At 62.5% G+C, this 19,149-nt stretch carries 13 protein-coding genes; 10 read left to right on the top strand and 3 right to left on the bottom strand.

Annotated elements, in window-relative coordinates:
• Positions 1 to 253 precede the first annotated feature (253 nt).
• The 7 genes from OKB77_RS21700 to OKB77_RS21670 all read left to right on the top strand — a co-directional run bounded on the left by OKB77_RS21700 (position 254) and on the right by OKB77_RS21670 (position 8,994).
• On the top strand, positions 254 to 760 hold the full coding sequence (locus tag OKB77_RS21700; RefSeq protein WP_150389575.1) for an NUDIX domain-containing protein: 507 nt from the start codon (positions 254 to 256) through the stop codon (positions 758 to 760).
• Between the two features lie 132 nt (positions 761 to 892).
• Entirely contained in the window at positions 893 to 3,055 is a 2,163-nt protein-coding gene (locus tag OKB77_RS21695; protein WP_265775532.1) for an AsmA family protein, read from the top strand.
• Between the two features lie 35 nt (positions 3,056 to 3,090).
• The gene (locus tag OKB77_RS21690; protein ID WP_234915507.1) at positions 3,091 to 4,584 is read left to right on the top strand and encodes an ATP-binding protein; all 1,494 of its coding nucleotides are present in this window, start codon (positions 3,091 to 3,093) and stop codon (positions 4,582 to 4,584) included.
• Complete coding sequence (locus OKB77_RS21685) at positions 4,581 to 5,228, top strand: response regulator transcription factor (protein ID WP_199416895.1); 648 nt, start codon at positions 4,581 to 4,583, stop codon at positions 5,226 to 5,228. Before OKB77_RS21690 ends, OKB77_RS21685 begins: the two co-directional genes overlap by 4 nt.
• Positions 5,229 to 5,293: 65 nt before the next feature.
• Positions 5,294 to 6,058 carry a DUF2861 family protein gene (locus tag OKB77_RS21680; RefSeq protein WP_234915508.1) on the top strand — a complete coding sequence of 255 codons (765 nt, stop codon included), beginning with the start codon at positions 5,294 to 5,296 and terminating at the stop codon, positions 6,056 to 6,058.
• Positions 6,059 to 6,166: 108 nt separating this feature from the next.
• The gene (locus tag OKB77_RS21675) at positions 6,167 to 8,368 is read left to right on the top strand and encodes a glycoside hydrolase (RefSeq protein ID WP_265775533.1); all 2,202 of its coding nucleotides are present in this window, start codon (positions 6,167 to 6,169) and stop codon (positions 8,366 to 8,368) included.
• A gap of 95 nt (positions 8,369 to 8,463) precedes the next feature.
• On the top strand, positions 8,464 to 8,994 hold the full coding sequence (locus OKB77_RS21670) for a GNAT family N-acetyltransferase (protein WP_069651902.1): 531 nt from the start codon (positions 8,464 to 8,466) through the stop codon (positions 8,992 to 8,994).
• 76 nt (positions 8,995 to 9,070) lie between these two features.
• Here OKB77_RS21670 and glnE read toward each other — a convergent pair whose 3' ends face one another.
• The 3 genes from glnE to OKB77_RS21655 all read right to left on the bottom strand — a co-directional run bounded on the left by glnE (position 9,071) and on the right by OKB77_RS21655 (position 13,884).
• Positions 9,071 to 11,944, bottom strand: coding sequence for a bifunctional [glutamate--ammonia ligase]-adenylyl-L-tyrosine phosphorylase/[glutamate--ammonia-ligase] adenylyltransferase (gene glnE / locus OKB77_RS21665; protein WP_123172433.1), 2,874 nt, complete (start codon positions 11,942 to 11,944; stop codon positions 9,071 to 9,073).
• A 159-nt stretch (positions 11,945 to 12,103) separates the two neighbouring features.
• A complete protein-coding gene (locus OKB77_RS21660) occupies positions 12,104 to 12,550 on the bottom strand; it encodes a GNAT family N-acetyltransferase (RefSeq protein ID WP_064339507.1) in 447 nt (148 codons plus the stop codon).
• An 83-nt stretch (positions 12,551 to 12,633) separates the two neighbouring features.
• Positions 12,634 to 13,884 (bottom strand): methyl-accepting chemotaxis protein, encoded by a 1,251-nt coding sequence (locus tag OKB77_RS21655; protein ID WP_005335445.1) that lies wholly within the window; start codon positions 13,882 to 13,884, stop codon positions 12,634 to 12,636.
• Between the two features lie 101 nt (positions 13,885 to 13,985).
• Here OKB77_RS21655 and OKB77_RS21650 point away from each other — a divergent pair, with 101 nt between their 5' ends.
• From OKB77_RS21650 to putA, 3 genes are all read left to right on the top strand, one after another.
• Positions 13,986 to 14,738, top strand: a complete 753-nt coding sequence (locus OKB77_RS21650) for a potassium channel family protein (protein ID WP_005354446.1) — start codon at positions 13,986 to 13,988, stop codon at positions 14,736 to 14,738.
• A gap of 146 nt (positions 14,739 to 14,884) precedes the next feature.
• Positions 14,885 to 15,490, top strand: coding sequence for a TIGR04211 family SH3 domain-containing protein (locus OKB77_RS21645; protein WP_005335443.1), 606 nt, complete (start codon positions 14,885 to 14,887; stop codon positions 15,488 to 15,490).
• A gap of 333 nt (positions 15,491 to 15,823) precedes the next feature.
• A complete protein-coding gene (gene putA / locus OKB77_RS21640) occupies positions 15,824 to 18,988 on the top strand; it encodes a bifunctional proline dehydrogenase/L-glutamate gamma-semialdehyde dehydrogenase PutA (protein ID WP_123172434.1) in 3,165 nt (1,054 codons plus the stop codon).
• Positions 18,989 to 19,149 lie beyond the last annotated feature (161 nt).

The following is a 19,149-nucleotide window of genomic DNA, read 5'->3' as shown; positions in this document are numbered from 1 at the left end:
TCAGAAGTGAAACGCGGTAGCGCCGATGGTAGTGTGGCATTCGCCATGCGAGAGTAGGACACTGCCAGGCACCCAATACAAGAAACCCCGCTCATCGAGCGGGGTTTTTTATTGCCTGCAATTTATTAAATCGTCTGATAATTGTCCCGTTTTATTCCTCTCCCTTTGAATGCCTAGTTTTCCCCGTCGGTTTTACTCATAAAAAACGGTCACAACAGCGTAAAATGGTGCTTTATTTCGTCGGAGATAGCCCATGTTTTGTCCAAAATGCGGCGGTCAAACCCTGCAGAGCGTCAGTCAGAAAGAGTTTCGCTGTGGCTGCGGTTTTCATTTTTTCCAGAATGTGGCGACGGCGGTGATGGTGGCGCTTTGCTGGCAGGACGAGGTGCTGGTTGCGGTGCGTGCCCGCAATCCGGGCAAGGGGTTGCTGGATCTGCCGGGCGGATTTGTCGATCCCGGCGAGTCGCTGGAGGGGGCGCTGGTGCGCGAGTTGCAGGAGGAGCTGGGGCTCGATGTTAGCGCCCAACCTTTTACCTATCTCGGTTCCTTCCCCAATATCTATCCCTACGATGGCATCACCTATCACACCTGTGACACCTTTTTCGCCATCAAGCTGAGTGAAAAACCGGTCATCCAGCCGGCTGACGATGTGGCCGCCTGTCAGTGGCTGAAGATCAGCGATATTCCCTTGCCCCGCTTTGCTTTCGAGTCGACGCGCACCGCTATGGCTCTGCTGCAGCAATCCTCTTTGCAAGCCTGATCCCTGCTGATGACGATGGGGATTGGCAGCGACCATCCCTGTCTCATCCTTGTCCGCTTTTGTCTCGCAGACGCCATTCGTCAGACGGTGAGTGGTATAGTCAGCAGTGGATCCGGATTCAAGGAGCATATCGTGAAGAAGATAGTTCTCATCTTGCTCGGCATCGCCGTGGCGGCCTTGCTGGCCATAGTGACGTTGATAAGCCTTATCGACCCCAATCAATTCAAGCCCCAACTGGCTGAGCAGGTGCGCAAGAGCACGGGCCGGGAACTGGTGATGGCGGGGGAGATTGACTGGCGTTTCTGGCCGAGTCTCGGCCTCTCGCTGGAAAAGGTCGCTCTGCGCAATCCGGCCGGTTTTGCCGAGCCGGATCTGGTTCGTTTCGAACAGGGGGATGCCTCGGTGGCCCTGTTGCCGCTGCTCTCCCATCGACTGGAGATCGGCAAGGTGACCCTGAGTGGCGCCCATCTCTTTATCCAGACCAAGGCGGATGGCAGCTCCAATCTGAGCGGACTGATCAAAGATGCCGCTGCTGATGCAAGCGAACCGGTCGTCCCCGCAACCCCTGCGCCAGCCGCTGATAGCAAGCCCTGGCAGATCAGCTTGCAGGGTGTCGCGCTCTCCCAGGCCAGTGCGCTGGTACAGGATGATCGCAACGGCACATCGCTGCGAATGGATCGCCTCGATCTCGATATGGGGCAGCTGGCCACCGGTCAGTGGGTACCCGTGACGCTGGCCGCCAAGGGAAGTGCCGACAAGCTCGCTTTCGATGTTAAAGGGCAGACCCAGATCAAGCTGGCGCAGGAGGTGATGGCGAGTGAACTGAAAGATCTGAGCCTCAGTGGCAGCCTGAGTGACCCATCCCTGCGACTCGACAGTTTCTCCATCAAGGCAGACCGACTGGCCCTTGGTGAGTGGAGCAACCTCACGTTGGCGCTGAAGGGGGCCAAGGTAGAGGGGCAGCAAGCTTCACTGGCTGGCTCGCTGGAAGGAACACTCAAGGGACGGCTCGATAAAGAGATGAAGCTGGCCGAGCTCTCCGATGTGCTGCTGACGGCAGCGCTGGAAGGTGATGCACTGCCGCGCCCGCAGATGAAGCTGAAACTGGCCGGCTTTGCCCGTGCCGAGCTCGACAAGCAGTTGATTACCCTGAGCAAGCTGGTGATGAGTGCCGATGAGGCGCTGCTGAGTGGTGATGGAACCGTGCAGCTTGGTGCCGTTCCCGCAATCAGCTTCGATCTCAAGGGGGAAAAGCTGGATCTCGACAAATGGGTCGCCAAATCGGTACCGACCACACCAGCGCAGGCGAAAGAGGACAAACCGGCGGCCGGTGCTTCCAATGCCGCTGCAAGTGACAATAAAGCGGTAACCGGCAAGAGCGAAGCCCTCTCTGCGGTTGAACCTGATCTGGGCGCGCTCAAAGGGGTGGATCTGGATGGTCGATTGCAACTCGGCAGCCTGCGCCTGAAAGGGCTGGATCTTGGCGCAGTCGATCTGCAGGTGGCTCTGGCAAAAGGACTGATGACGCTCAAACAGTTCAGCGCGACCGTGGCGGGCGGTCAGGTAAACGCGAACGGGGTACTCGACGCGCGCCAGCAACCCGCCACCTACAAGGTGCACAAGCAGGTGGCCGGGGTGAACATTCGTCCCTTGCTGCAGACTCTGGCCCAGAGTGATCTGTTGGAAGGCAAGGGCGATCTCGATGTGCAGGTGCAGGGCCGTGGTCTCTCTGAGTTGGCTCTGCGCAACGGGATGCAGGGCAAGGTTACCTTGAAACTGAGCGACGGTGCCCTGCACGGGATCAACCTGCCGGAGATGATCCGCGAGGCGCGGGCCACCCTCACCGGCAAGGGGGCCGAGCAGGTGAAGGAGGCGCGCAAGACCGACTTCAGCGCTCTGACCGCCAGCTTCCAGATTGCCGACGGCATCGCCCGTAGCAACGACATCCAGCTCTTTGCCCCCGTCTTGCGGGTCAAGGGCGAGGGGCAGACGGCGCTGGTGCCGGAGAGCCTCGACTTCTTGTTCCTCACCTCCATTGTCGAGAGCAGCAAGGGGCAGGGGGGCAAGGATGTGGATGAGCTCAAAGAGATCACCATTCCGGTGCGGATCGGCGGCCACTGGCAGGCTCCCAGCTATCAGCTCGACGTGAAGGCGCTGCTTAGCAACAACAAATTGCTGGAGGATAAGGCGCGCAAGGAGGCCGAACGCGGCCTCAAGAAGCTGCTGGGGGACAAGGTCGACAATGAAGCCGTCAAAGGGGTGGCTGACCAGCTGCTCAAAGGACTGTTCAAATAGGTGACGGTTCATATGGGCTGGCGGGAGCCGCGCCAATGCCGTTAGCGGTTGACCGGATGTCAGCGCCATTGAAAAATGGCGCTGACATTTTTTTATGGCGCAGTGATCTGCTGCGCCTTGATCCGGAGTCATCTCGAGTTGAATCCATGCGCCTGATCCTGCTGCTCTGCTCCCTGATCTGCTACGGCACGGCGTATCCCGTGCTGGCCGGGCCGCTGGCAGATCGTCTGGCGGGCGCGCTGGCCGAGCAGGCTCCCGAACAGGCGCTGCCTCTTGACGAGGTGCAGCGGCTCGACCGGCGCCTGATCGCTCCCGACTCCCTCTATCCCGCCTGGCAGCGTTATCAGCTGCGCCAGTTGCAAGCCATCTATCGCTACCAGCAGGAGTGCGTGACAGAGAATGACTTGCCTGCCGAGTGGCTGCCGCTGCTGAGGGCGCTTTGTGGCCAAGGGGCTACGCCCTCGACCCGCTGGTTTGCCGCTCACCCCATCTATCCGCTGGGCGGTTCCAGCGCAGCCCGCTGGCTGGCAGGTCATCCGGCGGCCGGGCTCGACGCTCTGCTCCATGTGCGGGAGCGGCGTGATCAGCTGGGGCAGCTCGGCGAGCTCGATAATGACAACCTCGATGCCCTGCTGCGGGGCGAGCGCTGGTTGCTGCAATCGGGTCAGCTCTGGCTGCTTGCCGATGGGCAGTGGCGTCGTTACGGTGCCGGGCAGTGGCAGCCGCTGGCCGAGCGGCTTGGCGTGACGCTGGATAGCCGGGTCGATGGCTCCTGCCAGGAGCGGGTTGGGGGGATCTGCATCAACGAGCGCCCCACGCTGCATTGGCAGTGGCTGGCGCTGGCCAGCTCTCTTGGTTTCATCCTGCTGCTGGGGTGGGCCAGCTGGCAGCGTTGGCGCCTGCTGCGGGAGCGGCGTGTCGCATTGCAGATGCTGACCCACGAGCTGCGCACTCCCATCATGGCTCTCTCCGGCATCAGCGAGGAGCTGCGCCACGATTTCGACCGGCTGCCCCCTTCCGCCCAACAGAGCGTGGGTCAGCTGCTGGGCAGTGTCGCCCGCCTGCATCAGCTGGCGCAGGCCAGTCGCCACTATCTGGCGGCTGAGACTCTGGAAGATAAGCGGGTGGCGGTCAGTCTCACCGAGTGGCTCACCCTGGCTTGCGAGCGGCATGAAGCCACCTTCTGCCTTGAGCGGGAGATGACTCTGGCGCTCCCCTTCTACTGGCTCGATCTCGCCCTCGACAACCTGCTGCGTAACGCCAGCCAGCATGGCCGCGCGCCGGTTCGGATCTGTGCCAGCTGGCAGGCGGGGCGTTTGATCCTCGCGGTCAGCGATGGCGGCGAGCTGCCAAATTACCGGCTCGCCACCTTGCTGCACCGCGGTGCCCGTGCCGATGGTCTGGGGCTGGGGCTTGCCATCGTGCGCCATCTGCTGCGCCGTCTTGGCGGGCGTCTCACCCTTTCCGGCCCACCCACCACCTTCACCCTGACGCTGCCCTGCCAACTCTGGAGCGACCCCGAATCATGAAGACCATCCTGCTTGTCGAAGACGAGGCGCTGCTGGCGGAGAACCTGCAACGCTATCTGACCCGCGAAGGGTATCGCTGCCTCTGGTGCGACACCCTGACAGCGGCGGAGCAGCAGTGGCTGGCGGCGGATCTGGTGCTGCTGGATCGCACCATGCCGGAGGGGGATGCCCTCGACTGGCTACCCCAGTGGCTGGCGCGCAAGGCGCTGCCGGTGATCGTGCTCACCGCAAGGGTGGAGGTGAGCGATCGGGTGGCCGGGCTCGATGCGGGGGCGCGCGACTACCTGACCAAACCCTTCTCCCACGACGAGCTGCTGGCGCGGATCCGGGCCCAGTTGCGTCAGCTGGGGGATGGCACTCAGGCAGTGGGCGGCTTGCAGCTTCATCCCGCCCGGATGCAGGCGAGCTGGCAGGATGCGGAGGTGAGCTTTACCCCTACCGAGTTTGCCCTGCTCACCCTGCTGGTGCGGATGGCGGGGCGGGTGCTGAGCCGGGAGGAGATCCTCAACCGGGTATGGGGCTATCAGGCGTTTCCCTCCACCCGCACCGTCGATACCCATATTCTGCAACTGCGCCAGAAGCTGCCAGGGCTGGCCATCGAGACGGTGCGCGGCATCGGCTACCGGCTGGAGGTGGCACAGTGAAGCACACAAGGCTGGCTGGGCTGCTGTTGGTTCTAAGCGTCGGCCTTTTGAACGCAAGCTGTGTGATGGCAACCGATCGCCTCCAAGAAACCGAGCGCGCCGACCCGCTGCAACCGGCTACCTTGGCGCTGTTGCAGGGGGATAACCGGCACGCCTGGCAATCTTTGCAGCAGGCTTGGCCTGCGCTCAACAGCGATGCCGAGCGCCGCAACTGGCAGGGGATGCTGACTGCGCTGAGTGCCCAGCACTGCGGCAAGGATTTCCCGCTCACTCTGCCCGATGGGGTGAGCGAGCTGCGCCTTGAGCTGATCCAGCGCGATGCGCCGCTGCTGCGGGACTATCGGGTGCAGCTGACCGGGGAGGGGCCCATCACCGCCGCTGAACTTATCGATCCCGCTGGCCGTGACCGACTGGCAGGTGCCCAGTGGGAGGCGGAAGAGAATAAAGGGGTCCGGGTCGTGGGGGCCGATCTGCCGACGCCTTTACCAGCCGGACTCTATCAGCTGCGGCTGACGGTGGCGGGCAAGGAGTGGCAGGTGGCGTTGCCGCTGCCTGCGGTGCAGGATCTGGACTGGCTCTCCCGCTCGCCGCCGGCGGTGGCCAATCCCCCCGCCAATCCCGCTTCCTGTACACCGCTCTGGCTTGAGCAGACGGTGCTGGCCCGCCCGCAATATTCCCTGCTCTGGTGGCACCGGATTGCGCCTGATGAGCCGGTGAACTGGCCAACCGCCACGCCCGACAGCTGGCGTACCCTTTCGCTGGTGCAGACCAGCCAGCGCGGCCAGCTGGTGTTGCAGCTAAGCCACAGTCAGGCGGGGCCAGTGGATTAATGCGCATCGTTATAGGCAGGTGCATGCAATCCTGACATTGGCCTGACAATCGCAGGCTGCCGATCTGCTGAAATGGCGATTCCCGTGTGTTATCAGGAATCACCGACCATGACTCTTCTTCCCGTGCTAACGAGCCGGATCCGCCCGCTGCTGCTGTTGATGCCGCTGCTCTCCCTGCCTGCCGAGGCGCTGACCCTTGCCAACGATCAGTGGCGCATCGAGCTGGATCCCGCCACCCTGGCGGCCGAGGCTGTGCTGCCCTCGGGCCAGCACCTTGCCATCTCTTCCCCCGGCCCGCGCCAGCCGGTCACCGCCTTGCAGCAGGAGGGGGAGCGTGCCAGCTGGCTGACCCGCGCCGATGGCGAGGTGCGTGCCTTGGCTCGCCTTGAGGGTAACCGTCTGATCCTTACCCTCAGCCGTGCAACTGCTGGCGAGCTGGTGTGGCCGCGGGTACCGGCAGGGGCGCAGGCGCTGATGCTGCCGATCCACGAGGGATTTCGCATTCCGGCTACGCACACTGCGTGGCGCAAGGCGCTGGCGCAGGAGTATCAGGGGATCAACACCACGGATAATCTGACCCTGCCGGTGGTTGGGCTGGATCACGGCGATCAGCAGTTGGCGATCCTCTTTGCCAACCCCTTCAACAACCGGCTCACTTTTACGCCCGGGAAAGATGGCATTGCCCTGACGGCGACCCATAGCGTCAATCGCCTCAATCTGACCGACCCCTATGAGGTGGCGGTGTCGCTGCAACCGGGCAACGACTGGCTGGCGGCGGGCAAGGCCTATCGCAGCTGGCTGCAGGAGCGGGGCGAGCTGGTCCCGCTCGAGAGCAAGCTGGCGGCAGTACCGGATGGCAAGCGGCTGATCGGTGCCTCTCACCTCTATCTCTGGGGCGAGCGACTGCTGGTGCCACAGGATGTGAAGAGTTGGCCCGTGCTGCGCCGCCTGATCCCCGCCGACTGGCTCAAGGGGGAGAGTAAGAGTGCGCTGCAAGCGCCCGATCTTGAGCGCAACCGCTATCTGCAAAACCGGGTGCTGACCGGAGTTGAGCAGGCGCTGGCGCTGCGCCATCCGGGTCAGCAACCGGCCGATTTCGCTGCCCGGCGCACGCTGGCGGCCACGCAACTGGGGGCTGCGCTCAACGAGCCGCAGAGTTGGGGCGATGGCAGTTCGGCCAAGATGATCGCGGCTCTCAAGCAGGCTGGACTACCCAGACTCTGGCTGGGGCTGCCCCAGTGGACGGCGGGCTTTGCCGCGCCGCAGGGGATTGAACTTGCCAAAGCGGCGGGCTATCTCATCGCTCCTTACGACTCCTACGATACCGCGCTGCCGGAGGGTAATCGCCAGCCGAGCTGGCTCACCGCCCAGATGGGGCAGGATATTTACCTGCGCTGCGGCATCATGCAGGAGAACGGGCGGCGCAAGAGCGGCTTTCAAAACAGCGGCGTCTACACCAATCAGGCCTGCGTGCGCCCGGTGATGGAACAGCGCGTATCCTGGTTGCAGCAGGCGAGCCACTACAACAGCTGGTTCCTCGATGTGGCGGCGACCGGCATGGTGTTTGACGACTTCGATCCGGCCAAGCCGACCAGTCAGGCGCAGGATGCGCAAAACCGGATGGCCGGAATGGCTTGGATTGCCAGGAGTCAGGGTGTGCTGGTGGGCTCCGAGGAGGGCGGCGCGGTTGCCAACCGCACCGCGGCCTTTGCCCACGGCCCCCAGACCAGCGGCTTTGGCTGGCAGGATCCCGATATGCGCCGCAACAAGCGCTCTCCCTACTATCTGGGAGCCTGGTATCCCGACTATCAGCCCGCGTTCTTCTTTCGCCAGAGCCATCTAAAACCTGAGTATCAGGGGCTCTACTTCGATCCGGCGCTGCGGCTGCCGCTGTTCCAGAGTGTCTTTCACGACAGCATAGTGACCACCCACCACTGGACGATGGATAGCCTCAAATTCAGGGAGAGCCGTCAGGTCACCGAGCTGTTGCAGCAGCTCTACAACGTGCCGCCGCTGCTCAACCTCAGTCTGGATAGTGCCAGCGTGCGCATTCCCTATCTCAAGGGGCTCGATGCCTTCTTCCGCCCGCTGCATGAGCGGCTCTACAACCAGTCCCTCACCGGTTTTCGCTGGCTCGATAAAAGAGGCGTGGTGCAGCAGAGCGAGTTTGCCGATGGCACTCGACTGATTGCCAACTTCGGCTCGGCCACCGAGCTGTCAGGGATCAAACTGGCCGCTCAAAGCGTGCTGGCGCTGTTGCCAGATGGCAGCCAGCAGCAGTTTGTCTCGCAACCGGATGGCGCCCGCTAATCGGGCGTTCTGGCTTTTATTTCATCAGAGGATGCTGTGGCAGAACTTTTCATGTATAGATGAACGTTCTGCAAAATAAACGAGAGGCAGTTCTGATGATTGAGAGTGAAGTGATTAGAGAGGTAAACCATCCGGCGTGGCCGCTGGTCTGGCAGATCTATGGCGAGAGTTTTCCCCGCTACGAGCAGCGCCAGTCACAGCATCAGCCACAGAAGATGCGGGATCCTCGCTATCACTGCCAAATCTTTTATCAGGACGGCCTGCTGCTCGGTTTCATCTTCTGGTGGGCGTGTGGCGAGCAGATCTATATCGAACATCTGGCCATCAATCCGGCGCTGCGCGGCCGCAACTACGGCAGCCGCCTGCTGGCCGAATTTTGCGAGCGGGCAGGCAAAACCGTCATTCTCGAGATCGATCCGCCAGAGGATGAGATTGCCATTCGCCGTCTGCGCTTCTATCAGGGGCTGGGCTTTTGTCTCAACGATTATGCCCATCTCCACCCACCCTATCATCCTGACTATCAAGGTCATGCGCTGCGGGTGTTGAGCTATCCGGGGCTCCTTGAGGAAGAGGCCTATCAGCGTTTCAACAGCATGCTGGTGGAGACGGTGATGGATCACGGCTGAGCAACCGTAAGGAGATAAGAGAAGGGCCCGCCTGAAGCAATTCAGGCGGGCCCCTTTTCATTGCCGCTGGCGGGAATTACTCCCCCAGCAGGGTTTGCCAGACGGCGAGCACATGGCTGCGCTCACTCTGCAGCTGATCGTCGCTCACCTTGCGGGAGATCTCCGAGAGGTTGAGGCGATGGCCGAGGTTGCGGATCTCCAGATAGGCCTGCTTCAGCCCCTCCGCCTGCTCCAGGGTCAGCACCCCCGCCATCACACACTCGTCGAAGATGCGCACGTTATCGGACCAGCGGGTGAGGGCATCGGGTTCGCCGCAGGCGTGGGCCAGCACCAGATACTGGGCGATAAACTCGATATCCACCATGCCGCCGGGGGACTGCTTGAGGTCGAACTCGCCAGCCCCCGCTTTCAGCAGATGATCCCGCATCTTGTGGCGCATCTCGCGCACCTCGCGGGCCAGGGTCGGCAGCTCCCGCTCCTTGGCCAATACATCGCGGCGGATACGGGCAAATTCGGCAACGATGGCGTCATCGCCATAGATGGGGCGAGCCCGCACCAGCGCCTGATGTTCCCAGGTCCATGCCTCGTTTTGCTGGTATTGCTCGTAGGCCGACAGCGACGAGACCAGCAGGCCGGAGTCGCCGGAGGGACGCAGCCGCATGTCTATTTCGTAGAGGATGCCGGAGGGGGTGCGGGTGCTGAACAGGTGCAGGATCCGCTGGGCCAGGCGCAGGTAGAACTGGCGGCTGTCGATGGGCTTGCGGCCATCTGTGTAGCTGTTGGGGTCGCCGCCGTGCAGGAATACCAGATCGAGATCCGAGCCGTAACCGAGCTCGATACCGCCCAGCTTGCCATAGGCCACCACCGCAAAACCGCGCTGGCCGCTTAACGCCACCTCGGGCGGCACCCCGTAGCGTTCGCTCATCTGGGCCCACGCCTGATTGACCACCTCTTCGGTGATCGCCTCCGCCAGCCAGGTGAGGTGGTCGCTCACCTTCATCAGCGGCAGGGCGCCAGCGATATCGGCCGCCACGATGCGCAGCAGTTGCACCTGTTTGAACTGGCGCAGCGCCTCCATCTGCTGCTCCACATCTTCCTCGGGGATGCGCAGCAGGAACTGACGCAGCTGGGGCTTGTACTGATCGAGCGGGGTGGGGTGGTAGAGGTGCTGGGGATCGAGCAGCTCATCCAGCAAAATCGGGTAGCGGGCCAGTTGCTCGCTCACCAGATGGCTGGCGTCGCACAGCCGCACCAGCTGGCGCAGGGCGCCCGGGTTTTCCGCCAGCAGTTGCAGATAGGCGCTGCGGGTGAAGATGCGGGTCAGCAGCTCACACACCCGTTCGAACAGGCGGGCGGGTTGCTCGCTGGCGACCACCAGCCGCAGCAGCTCCGGCATCAGCCAGTCCAGCGCGATGCGCCCCTGCGGGCCCACCTGACGGCGCTTGTACTCCTCCTTGAAACGCAGCAGCGCGGCGCAGAGCGGGGCGGGCTCGGCCACCCCCTGAGCGGTCAGCAATTTTTCCAGCTCGGTGGCATCGAGCTCGGTGCGCCAGAGATCGAGCCAGAGCTGCTCCAGATGGGCGGGTGCCTCTTTCTCTTCCCCCACCACGGCGGCGAACTCCTGATGGACGGCGGCCATCTCCTCATCGAGATGAGCCATAAAGGCGCCCCAGTCGGCAAAACCGAGGGCGGCGATCAGCCGCTGGCGATCCCGCTCTTCGGTGGGCAGGGTCTGGGTCTGCTGATCGCCGATCTCCTGCAAGATGTTCTCGACCCGGCGCAAGAAGCGATAGGCCTCCAGCAAGCGATCGCAATGGGCAGATTCGAGGGCGCCACATTGGGCAATGGCAGCCAGCGCCTCCGGCAGGTGACGCACCCGCAGTGCCGGTTCACGGCCGCCGCGAATAAGTTGCAGCGCCTGGGCGATAAACTCCACTTCACGGATGCCGCCAGCCCCCAGCTTGATATTGCCCTCCAGCCCCTTGCGGCGCACCTCGGCGGCGATCATCGCCTTCATCTGGCGCAGGCCGTCGATAACGCCAAAGTCGATATAGCGGCGAAACACAAAGGGGCGAAGCATCTCGGCCAGCTCCACCGCGTGCTCGCACTGGGGGCCCAGTACCCGCGCTTTGACCATGGCATAGCGCTCCCAGTTGCGGCCGTGGTGCTGGTAGTAATCTTCCATGGCGGCGAAGGAGATGGCGAGCGGCCCCGCATCGCCAAAGGGGCGCAGCCGCATATCGACCCGGAACACCTGACCATCCTGCGTGGGCTGGTGGAGGGCGTTGATGATGCGCTGGCCCAGCTTGATGAAAAATTGCTGGTTGGCGAGCTCGCGCCGCCCGCCAACCGTGTAGCCGTTCTCGGGGAAGGTGAAGATAAGGTCGATATCCGAGGAGAAGTTCAGCTCGCCACCTCCCAGCTTGCCCATGCCGAGGATAAGCAGCGGCTGCGGATTGCCATTGCCGTCCATCGGGGTGCCCAGCTCGCCGCACTGTTTGGCGTATAGCCAGTCGCGAGCGGAGCAGATCAGGGCATCCGCCAGCTTGGTGAGATGGATAAAGCTCTCTTCTACCGCGGCGTGGCCCAGCAGCTCGCGCCAGGCGATCACCAGCATACGGCTGCGGCGGAACTGGCGCAGGATGCGCTTGAGCGCCTCTTCATCACTCACCGCGGCGAGCAGGGCGGTCAGATCGCTCTGGTAGGCGGGCCAGCGCTCGGCCTGATCCAGATCCCCGGAGGTGAGCAGTTCGGTCAGCAACTCCGGCTGTTTGAAGAGGGAGTCGGCGACAAAATCGGAGAGACCGAGCAGGGTCAGCAGGGGCTGGCGAACAGGCTCGGGCAGCGAGCCATAGTCGGGGGCCAGCTCGACCAGTCGCTGCCACTGGCGCTCGGCCTGTTCTTGCAGCAGGGGGGAGAGGGCGGAGAAAGAGGGAGGGTGCTGGGCCACGGTTGCCGTCCTTGTGGTTCACGACAGCGGGTTAACGATACGAGGTTAACAACGCTGCCGGTTCAAAATGGTGGCTGCCAATCTAGCACTGTCAGGCCCCCGCGTCACAGCGCAGGGGCGAGAAGCATGATCCGGTGGGAATTATTGGCCGCCAGTCAATCAGGTGCGCTGGTAGATGGCAGGGTTGTAGATCTCCATCAGGCTGTCTGGACTTGCTGGGGGCGCAAAGCCAAAACCGGCATAGAGGCCGTGAGCATCAGAGGTGGCGAGAGCGAGACGACGTAATCCCTGCAACTCGGGATGGTCGACAATGGTTGCCACCAGTGCCTTGCTGTAACCCCGGCCGCGGTACTCAGGCAGCACGAAGACATCGGCCAGATAGCCAAAGGTGGCCTTGTCGGTGATGACCCGGGCGAAGGCAACCTGCTGACCATCGACATAGCCGCCAACGCAGAGGGAGTGGTTGATAGCCCGCACCACAGTGCTGTGGGGAATACCACGGCACCAGTAAGCCTCTTCGGAGAGAAAACGGTGGATCAGCGGCACATCGAGCCGCCCCTTGTCGTCACTGAGCTCGAGTGGTGGGTGCGTTGCATTTTGCTGCATATTGGCTCCTTGCCGTGCGCTGGAAATGAGAAAGGCCCCCTCAAGGGGCCTTCCAGTCTAACCGGATTGGGGCATGAAAACAGTCAGACGAGTTTGAAGGACTGGATCTGGCTGTCGAGCTCCTTGCTGTGCTGCTCGACCAGCTCGGAGGCCTCTTGCAGTTCACGCAGCACCACGACGGAGCCTTCGGCGATCTGCTTGACCTGCTCCAGATTACCGCGCATCTCTTCGGCGACCGAGCTCTGTTGCTCGGAGGCGGCGGCGATGTGGCGGTTCATGTCGGCGACACCCTGTACCCGCTGCACTATGGTGGCGAGCTGGGTACCGGCCTGGGTCACCTGTTCCACCCCCTTGTCGGCCTGCTGTACGCTTTGGGCCATCAGCTCGCCGGCCTGATGGGCATTGCCCTGCAGCTGTTCGATCATCTTCTGGATCTCGACGGTGGCGGCCTGAGCCCGGTTGGCCAGCTCGCGCACTTCGGAGGCCACCACGGCAAAGCCACGACCCGCTTCACCGGCGCGAGCCGCTTCGATGGCCGCGTTCAGTGCCAGCAGGTTGGTCTGTTCCGAGATGCCGCGAATGGTGTCGACTACCGAGCCAATGCGCTCGACCCCCTGCTCCACCTCGTTGACCACGGTGGCGGAGCGCTGGATGTTGCCGGAGAGGGTATCGATGGTGCTGACGGTGTCGGCGACGCAGCGGCTCCCCTCTTCCGCCAGCTGGCTGGTTTCGGCGGTGGCGTGAGAGGCCTGATCCGCATGGGCGGCCACTTCGCGAATGGCGCCGACCATCTGGCTCATGGCGCTGGCCAGCTGTTCGATCTGGGTGAACTCTTCGTTGATCGCTTCGTTGGCCTCTTCCATGCAAAGGGTCACCTGGGAGGCGATGTCGTTGAGCTCCTTGCAGGCGGCGCGCTGGTTGCCAAACACCTCTTTGAGGTTCTCCTGCGAGTGTGAGACCGCCTTGGCGATGTCGCCGAATTCGTCACGTGACTTGAGCAGTACCTTGTGGCTGAGGTCCCGCTTGGCGAAGCGTTCCAGAAGGCCTACCAGATAGTGCACCTGCTTGACCATCAGGCGGGAGCCGGTGAGCAGCAGGATCACGAACAGCAGCCCCATGATGGCGGTCTCCATCAGACCGGTCCAGAGCAGGCGATTGGAGATCGCATCCGCCTTGGCGGGATCGAGCCCTTCGCTGAGCAGGGTCGCTTCCAGATTGTTGGCGTCAAACCAGAGTTTTGTCAGTAGCAGGAGGGTACTGAACACCATCAGCAGCACCACTTTGGGTACCAACCGGATGTTGCTCATTCTTTTCTCCAGCAGGTTCAGCTGCATTGTCATTCTCCTTTTAAAAGCCGTTTTTTCCTTTGCCCTCAGGACTATCGGCATTATCTTCTCTTTTATTAATTTGCACTGTGCTTAAAGTTGGAAAATGTATGCGACATCACTTAACTCATCTGCGGGCGATGGATCTGCTGATGGCATTTCTGTCGATTATCTCGGTTGTGCTGGTGACGGCCCGCTGGTGGGGCCATGAGAGCCTGACACCACAGACCCTGCAGCTCTTCTATGACCTCGACAGTCTGATCTGCTACTTCTTCCTCGCGCACTTTGCTTATGGTTGGATCCGGGCCTCTGATCGCAAGGCCTATTTCAAGGCCAACTGGATCTATCTGCCGGGTAGCCTGCCGATGGCGGAGCAACTGCGCTGGGCGCGGTTGATCCAGTTGTGGCGGGTCTATCAGCTGTTCAAGGAGCACCCGGATCTCTGGGCCATGTTCCGTCGCGAGCGCAACGAGACCACCCTCTCCGGCATCTTGTTCCTCTTCTTCCTGCTGCTGGGGGTGGGCTCCGGCGTCATGTACTGGATTGAGTCAGGCCAGCCCGGCAGCCAGATTGAGACACCTTACGACGCGTTCTGGTGGACGCTGGTGACCCTCTCGACAGTCGGTTACGGGGATCTGGTGCCCAAGACCGAGGAGGGGCGGTTTGTCGCCAGCCTGCTGATCCTGTTCGGAGTGGGTCTGTTCGGTGCCATCAGCGGTTTTATGGCCAGCCTGTTTTTGCAGCCCAACAAGGGGGATGGCGAGACCGACAAGTGGCGTCATCACTACAACAACCAGCAAGAGGAGCTGCTGCGGGAGATCCGTGCCCTGCGCAGCGAGGTGCAGGAGCTGAAAAACAAGTGAGACCGCAGACGGGCAAGTTGCGAGGTGACTCGCAACTCTGCGCTCTTTAATCCGGGGGAGGTGCTTTTTCTTTGCTTGTCCTTTAACCTGCTGGCGGCTTAACATTCAACCTCTTGTCCAAACCTGAAAAAGAGAACCGATCGACCATGCGCGCCCTTCTCGGGATTTTGATCTGCTTGTGTGCCCAACAGGCACTGGCCGATACCCGTTATGTTTCAGACAACATCTTTACCTATATCCACAATGGCCCGGGTACCCAGTACCGGATCCTTGGCAGCGTCAAGGCTGGTGAACCGCTGGAGGTAAAGGCGGTGAACAGCGAGGCCGGTTTCACCCAGGTGGTGGACGGTCGTGGCCGCGAGGGGTGGATCAAGAACAGCGAACTGCAGAGCCAGATCAGCCTGCGCGAGCGTCTGCCCCAGGTGGAAAAAGAGCGCGATGAGCTTAAAGATCGCCTGCAGAACCTCAACGGTGACAACGAGAAACGCTTCACCGAGAAGGATGGCCAGATCGCTGCCCAGAGCAAGGAGATCGCCGCCCTCAAGGCCCAGCTGGTCAGTCAGGGTGAGGAGATGAGCAATCTCAAAGAGCAGAATGATGCCCTGACCCAGAGCTACGACAACCAGGAGCACGACATGCAGATGGACTGGTTTATCCGTGGTGGCGCCATGGTGGGGGCGGGGATCCTGCTTGGCATCCTGTTGCCGATGCTGCCCCGTCGTCGCAGCCGCGGCGATCGCTGGATGAACTGACAGCATCTGGCTGAATGAATTGCTGAGAAGGGTCGCCGTGGCGGCCCTTCTTTTTTTGGGCGCATTGGGGACATCCGGTATTGGGCGGAATGCGTGGTTGCTTTGCGACAGGGCGGGCGGTGGCAGATCGTATACAAAATGAAGTCAGATGACCCTCACGCTTGCTGGCGTATTGGCTTCAAAAGGGAGTTCATGGGGTGAATGAGCGATCTTTGTTAAAGAGTGGCAACAAATTCATTTCATATAGGGTGCAACATTGTATACATTATCGGCGTTTCGGCGGCGCGTCCGCCTTTGTCGATATCAGCCCTAGGGCGTACAGGAAGACCCCATATGTTCAAAGCTACTCAAGTGCTTGCCGCTGACTATATCCCCTCCGATCTGGCCGCCCTGCGCGAAGCCATCACCCAGAACTATGTGGTGGATGAAAATGCCTATCTGGCCGAACTGTCGGCCATGTTGCCGGGGGATGGCGCCTCGCTGGAGCAGGTGACCCAGCGTGCCCGTACTCTGGTGACCAAGGTGCGCAAGGAGAGCGGCTCCGGTGACGGTATCGACGCCTTCCTGCAGGAGTACAGTCTCGATACCCAGGAGGGGATCATCCTGATGTGTCTGGCCGAGGCGCTGCTGCGCATTCCCGATGCCGAGACCGCCGATGCCCTGATCAAGGACAAGCTCTCCGGCGCCAACTGGTCATCTCATTTCCGCAAGAGCGACTCTACTCTGGTCAACGCCTCCACCTGGGGGCTGATGCTGACCGGCAAGATCATCAAGCTCGACAAGAAGCTCGACGGCAACCCGGCCAACCTGCTGGGGCGCATGGTCAACAAGCTGGGGGAGCCGGTGGTGCGCTCCGCCATGTACGCCGCCATGAAGATCATGGGCAAGCAGTTCGTGCTGGGGCGCGACATGAAGGAGGCACTCAAGGCGAGCCGCAAATCCCGCGAGCTGGGCTACACCCACACCTACGACATGCTGGGTGAATCGGCGCTGACCATGCAGGATGCCGACAAGTATCTGACCGATTACCGCAACGCCATCGAGGCGGTGGGCAACGAGCGGATCAGCGACGGCGGCCCGGCCCCCTCCATCTCCATCAAGCTCTCGGCGCTCCATCCGCGCTATGACGTGGCCAACCGCGAGCGGGTGCTCGGCGAGATGTGCGAGCGGCTGGTGGGGCTGGTGCGTCTGGCCCGCGACAAGGATGTGGCCATCAGCATCGATGCCGAGGAGATGGACCGCCTCGAGCTGTCGCTGGACTTGTTCGAACAGCTCTACCGCTCCGACGCCAACCGCGGCTGGGGCAAGCTCGGCATGGTGGTGCAGGCCTACTCCAAGCGTGCGCTGCCGGTACTCTGCTGGCTCACCGCCCTGGCTCGCGAGCAGGGTGACCTCATTCCGGTGCGACTGGTAAAAGGCGCCTACTGGGACAGCGAACTGAAATATGCCCAGCAGGCGGGCCTGCCCGGCTACCCGCTCTTTACCCGCAAGGCGGGCACCGATATCTCCTACCTCGCCTGCGCCCGCTACCTGCTGAGCGAGCCGACTCGCGGCTTTATCGCCCCCCAGTTCGCCACCCACAACGCGAATACCGTGGTCAGCATTCTGGAGATGGCCGGTGATCGCCAGTTTGAATTCCAGCGCCTGCACGGCATGGGGGAGGAGCTGCACAACGCGGTGCTGAACGACAATCCCGGCCTGCACTGTCGCATCTATGCGCCGGTCGGCGCCCACAAGGATCTGCTGCCCTATCTGGTGCGCCGCCTGTTGGAGAACGGGGCCAACACCTCCTTCGTTCACAAGCTGGTGGACCCCAACACCCCGGTGGATTCACTGGCCGAGCATCCGCTGCGCACCCTCAAGCGCTACTCCGGCTTTGCCAACGACCGCATTCCGCAGCCGGTGAACCTGTTCAGCGACCGCAAGAACTCCAGCGGCGTCAACATGAACATCCTCTCCATCCAGCGCCCCTTCTTCGCCCGCTTGAAAGAGCTGGAGAGCAAGCAGTGGCTGGCGGGCCCCATCGTCGATGGCGAGACCCTCAAGCGCAGCGAGGCACGCACCGTGCTGAGCCCGCAGGATGTGAGCCTCACCGTCGGCAAGATCCACTGGGCCGACGAGCAGGCGGTGGAGCAGGCCTTGGCATCTGCCCACGCTGCCTTCCCGCGCTGGCGCGAAACCCCGGTGAGCGAGCGGGCCGCCGCGCTGGAGAAGCTGGCGGATCTGCTGGAAGCGAACCGCGAGCAGTTCGTCTCCCTCTGTACCCGCGAGGCGGGCAAACTGCTGCAAGATGGCATCGACGAGGTGCGTGAAGCGGTCGATTTCTGCCGCTACTACGCGGTGCAGGCCCGCAGTCTGATGGGGCAGGCGACCCTGCTGCCCGGTTACACCGGCGAGCAGAACGAGCTGTTCCTGCAGGGACGCGGGGTGTTTGTCTGCATCAGCCCGTGGAACTTCCCGCTGGCGATCTTCCTCGGCCAAATCGCCGCTGCGCTGGCCACCGGCAACACCGTCATCGCCAAGCCTGCCGAGCAGACCGGCCTTATCGCCCATCTGGCGGTGACGCTGGCCCATCAGGCTGGTATTCCGGGTGACGTGCTGCAACTGCTGCCTGGTGACGGCGCCACCGTCGGCGCCAAGCTGACGGCGGATCCGCGCATCGGCGGCGTCTGCTTCACCGGCTCCACCGAGACCGCCAAGCTCATCAACATGACCCTGGCCCAGCGCGATGGCGCCATCCTGCCGCTTATCGCCGAGACTGGTGGCCAAAACGCCATGATTGTTGACTCCACCGCCCTGCCGGAGCAGGTGGTACGCGATGTGGTGAGCGCCGCCTTCCAGAGCGCCGGTCAGCGCTGCTCGGCCCTGCGGGTGCTCTATCTGCAGGAGGAGATTGCAGAGCGGGTGCTGGAGATCCTCACCGGCGCCATGCAGGAGCTGAAAGTGGGCAACCCGGCCGAGCACAACACCGACGTCGGCCCGGTGATCGATGCCGAGGCCAAGGCCGGTCTCGATGCTCACCTCGCCTACATGATCCCACGTGCTCGCCTGATTGCGCAGGCGCCGATGCCCGCCGCGACCATGGAGGGACACTTCGTCCAGCCGACCGCGCTGGAGATCGGCTCCATCCGCGAGCTGGCCAAGGAGCAGTTCGGCCCCATCCTGCACGTGGTGCGCTACGCCACCCGGGATCTGGACAAGGTGATCAGCGACATCAACGGCACCGGCTACGGTCTGACGCTGGGGATCCACAGCCGCAACGAATCCCACGCCGAGGAGCTGGCAAGCCGCATCAACGTCGGCAACGTCTACATCAACCGCAACCAGATCGGCGCCATGGTCGGGGTGCAGCCGTTCGGCGGCCAGGGGCTCTCCGGCACCGGCCCCAAGGCGGGTGGCCCCCACTACCTGAGCCGCTTCGTTACCGAGAAGACCCGCACCATCAACACCACGGCGGTGGGCGGCAACGCCTCCCTGCTGGCGATGGGCGATGCCTGATCTGCGTCGATAGAGGCCGGATACGGGATACCGGATAACAACGGGCCGCCTTCGGGCGGCTTCTTTATTTGCACCATCCGTTTTTTACGAATGGGACAATCGGCCACGGCGGGGTCGTCAGCGACCCTTGCTGGTCGTAAGATGGGAGCCATTCGCGCGGC

The organism is Aeromonas sp. Y318-3, from assembly GCF_027706185.1.
Lineage (GTDB): Bacteria > Pseudomonadota > Gammaproteobacteria > Enterobacterales > Aeromonadaceae > Aeromonas > Aeromonas veronii.
Note: the sequence above shows the minus strand (reverse complement) of the source record. Positions and strands in the feature narration are given on the sequence as shown.

Coding starts and splice junctions, on each gene's coding strand:
- OKB77_RS21700 (WP_150389575.1), top strand. CDS start 254: ATGTTTTGTCCAAAATGCGGCGGTCAAACCCTGCAGAGCGTCAGTCAG.
- OKB77_RS21690 (WP_234915507.1), top strand. CDS start 3,091: ATGCCGTTAGCGGTTGACCGGATGTCAGCGCCATTGAAAAATGGCGCT.
- OKB77_RS21685 (WP_199416895.1), top strand. CDS start 4,581: ATGAAGACCATCCTGCTTGTCGAAGACGAGGCGCTGCTGGCGGAGAAC.
- OKB77_RS21680 (WP_234915508.1), top strand. CDS start 5,294: ATGGCAACCGATCGCCTCCAAGAAACCGAGCGCGCCGACCCGCTGCAA.
- OKB77_RS21675 (WP_265775533.1), top strand. CDS start 6,167: ATGACTCTTCTTCCCGTGCTAACGAGCCGGATCCGCCCGCTGCTGCTG.
- OKB77_RS21670 (WP_069651902.1), top strand. CDS start 8,464: ATGATTGAGAGTGAAGTGATTAGAGAGGTAAACCATCCGGCGTGGCCG.
- OKB77_RS21660 (WP_064339507.1), bottom strand. CDS start 12,550: ATGCAGCAAAATGCAACGCACCCACCACTCGAGCTCAGTGACGACAAG.
- OKB77_RS21655 (WP_005335445.1), bottom strand. CDS start 13,884: ATGCAGCTGAACCTGCTGGAGAAAAGAATGAGCAACATCCGGTTGGTA.
- OKB77_RS21650 (WP_005354446.1), top strand. CDS start 13,986: ATGCGACATCACTTAACTCATCTGCGGGCGATGGATCTGCTGATGGCA.
- OKB77_RS21645 (WP_005335443.1), top strand. CDS start 14,885: ATGCGCGCCCTTCTCGGGATTTTGATCTGCTTGTGTGCCCAACAGGCA.
- putA (WP_123172434.1), top strand. CDS start 15,824: ATGTTCAAAGCTACTCAAGTGCTTGCCGCTGACTATATCCCCTCCGAT.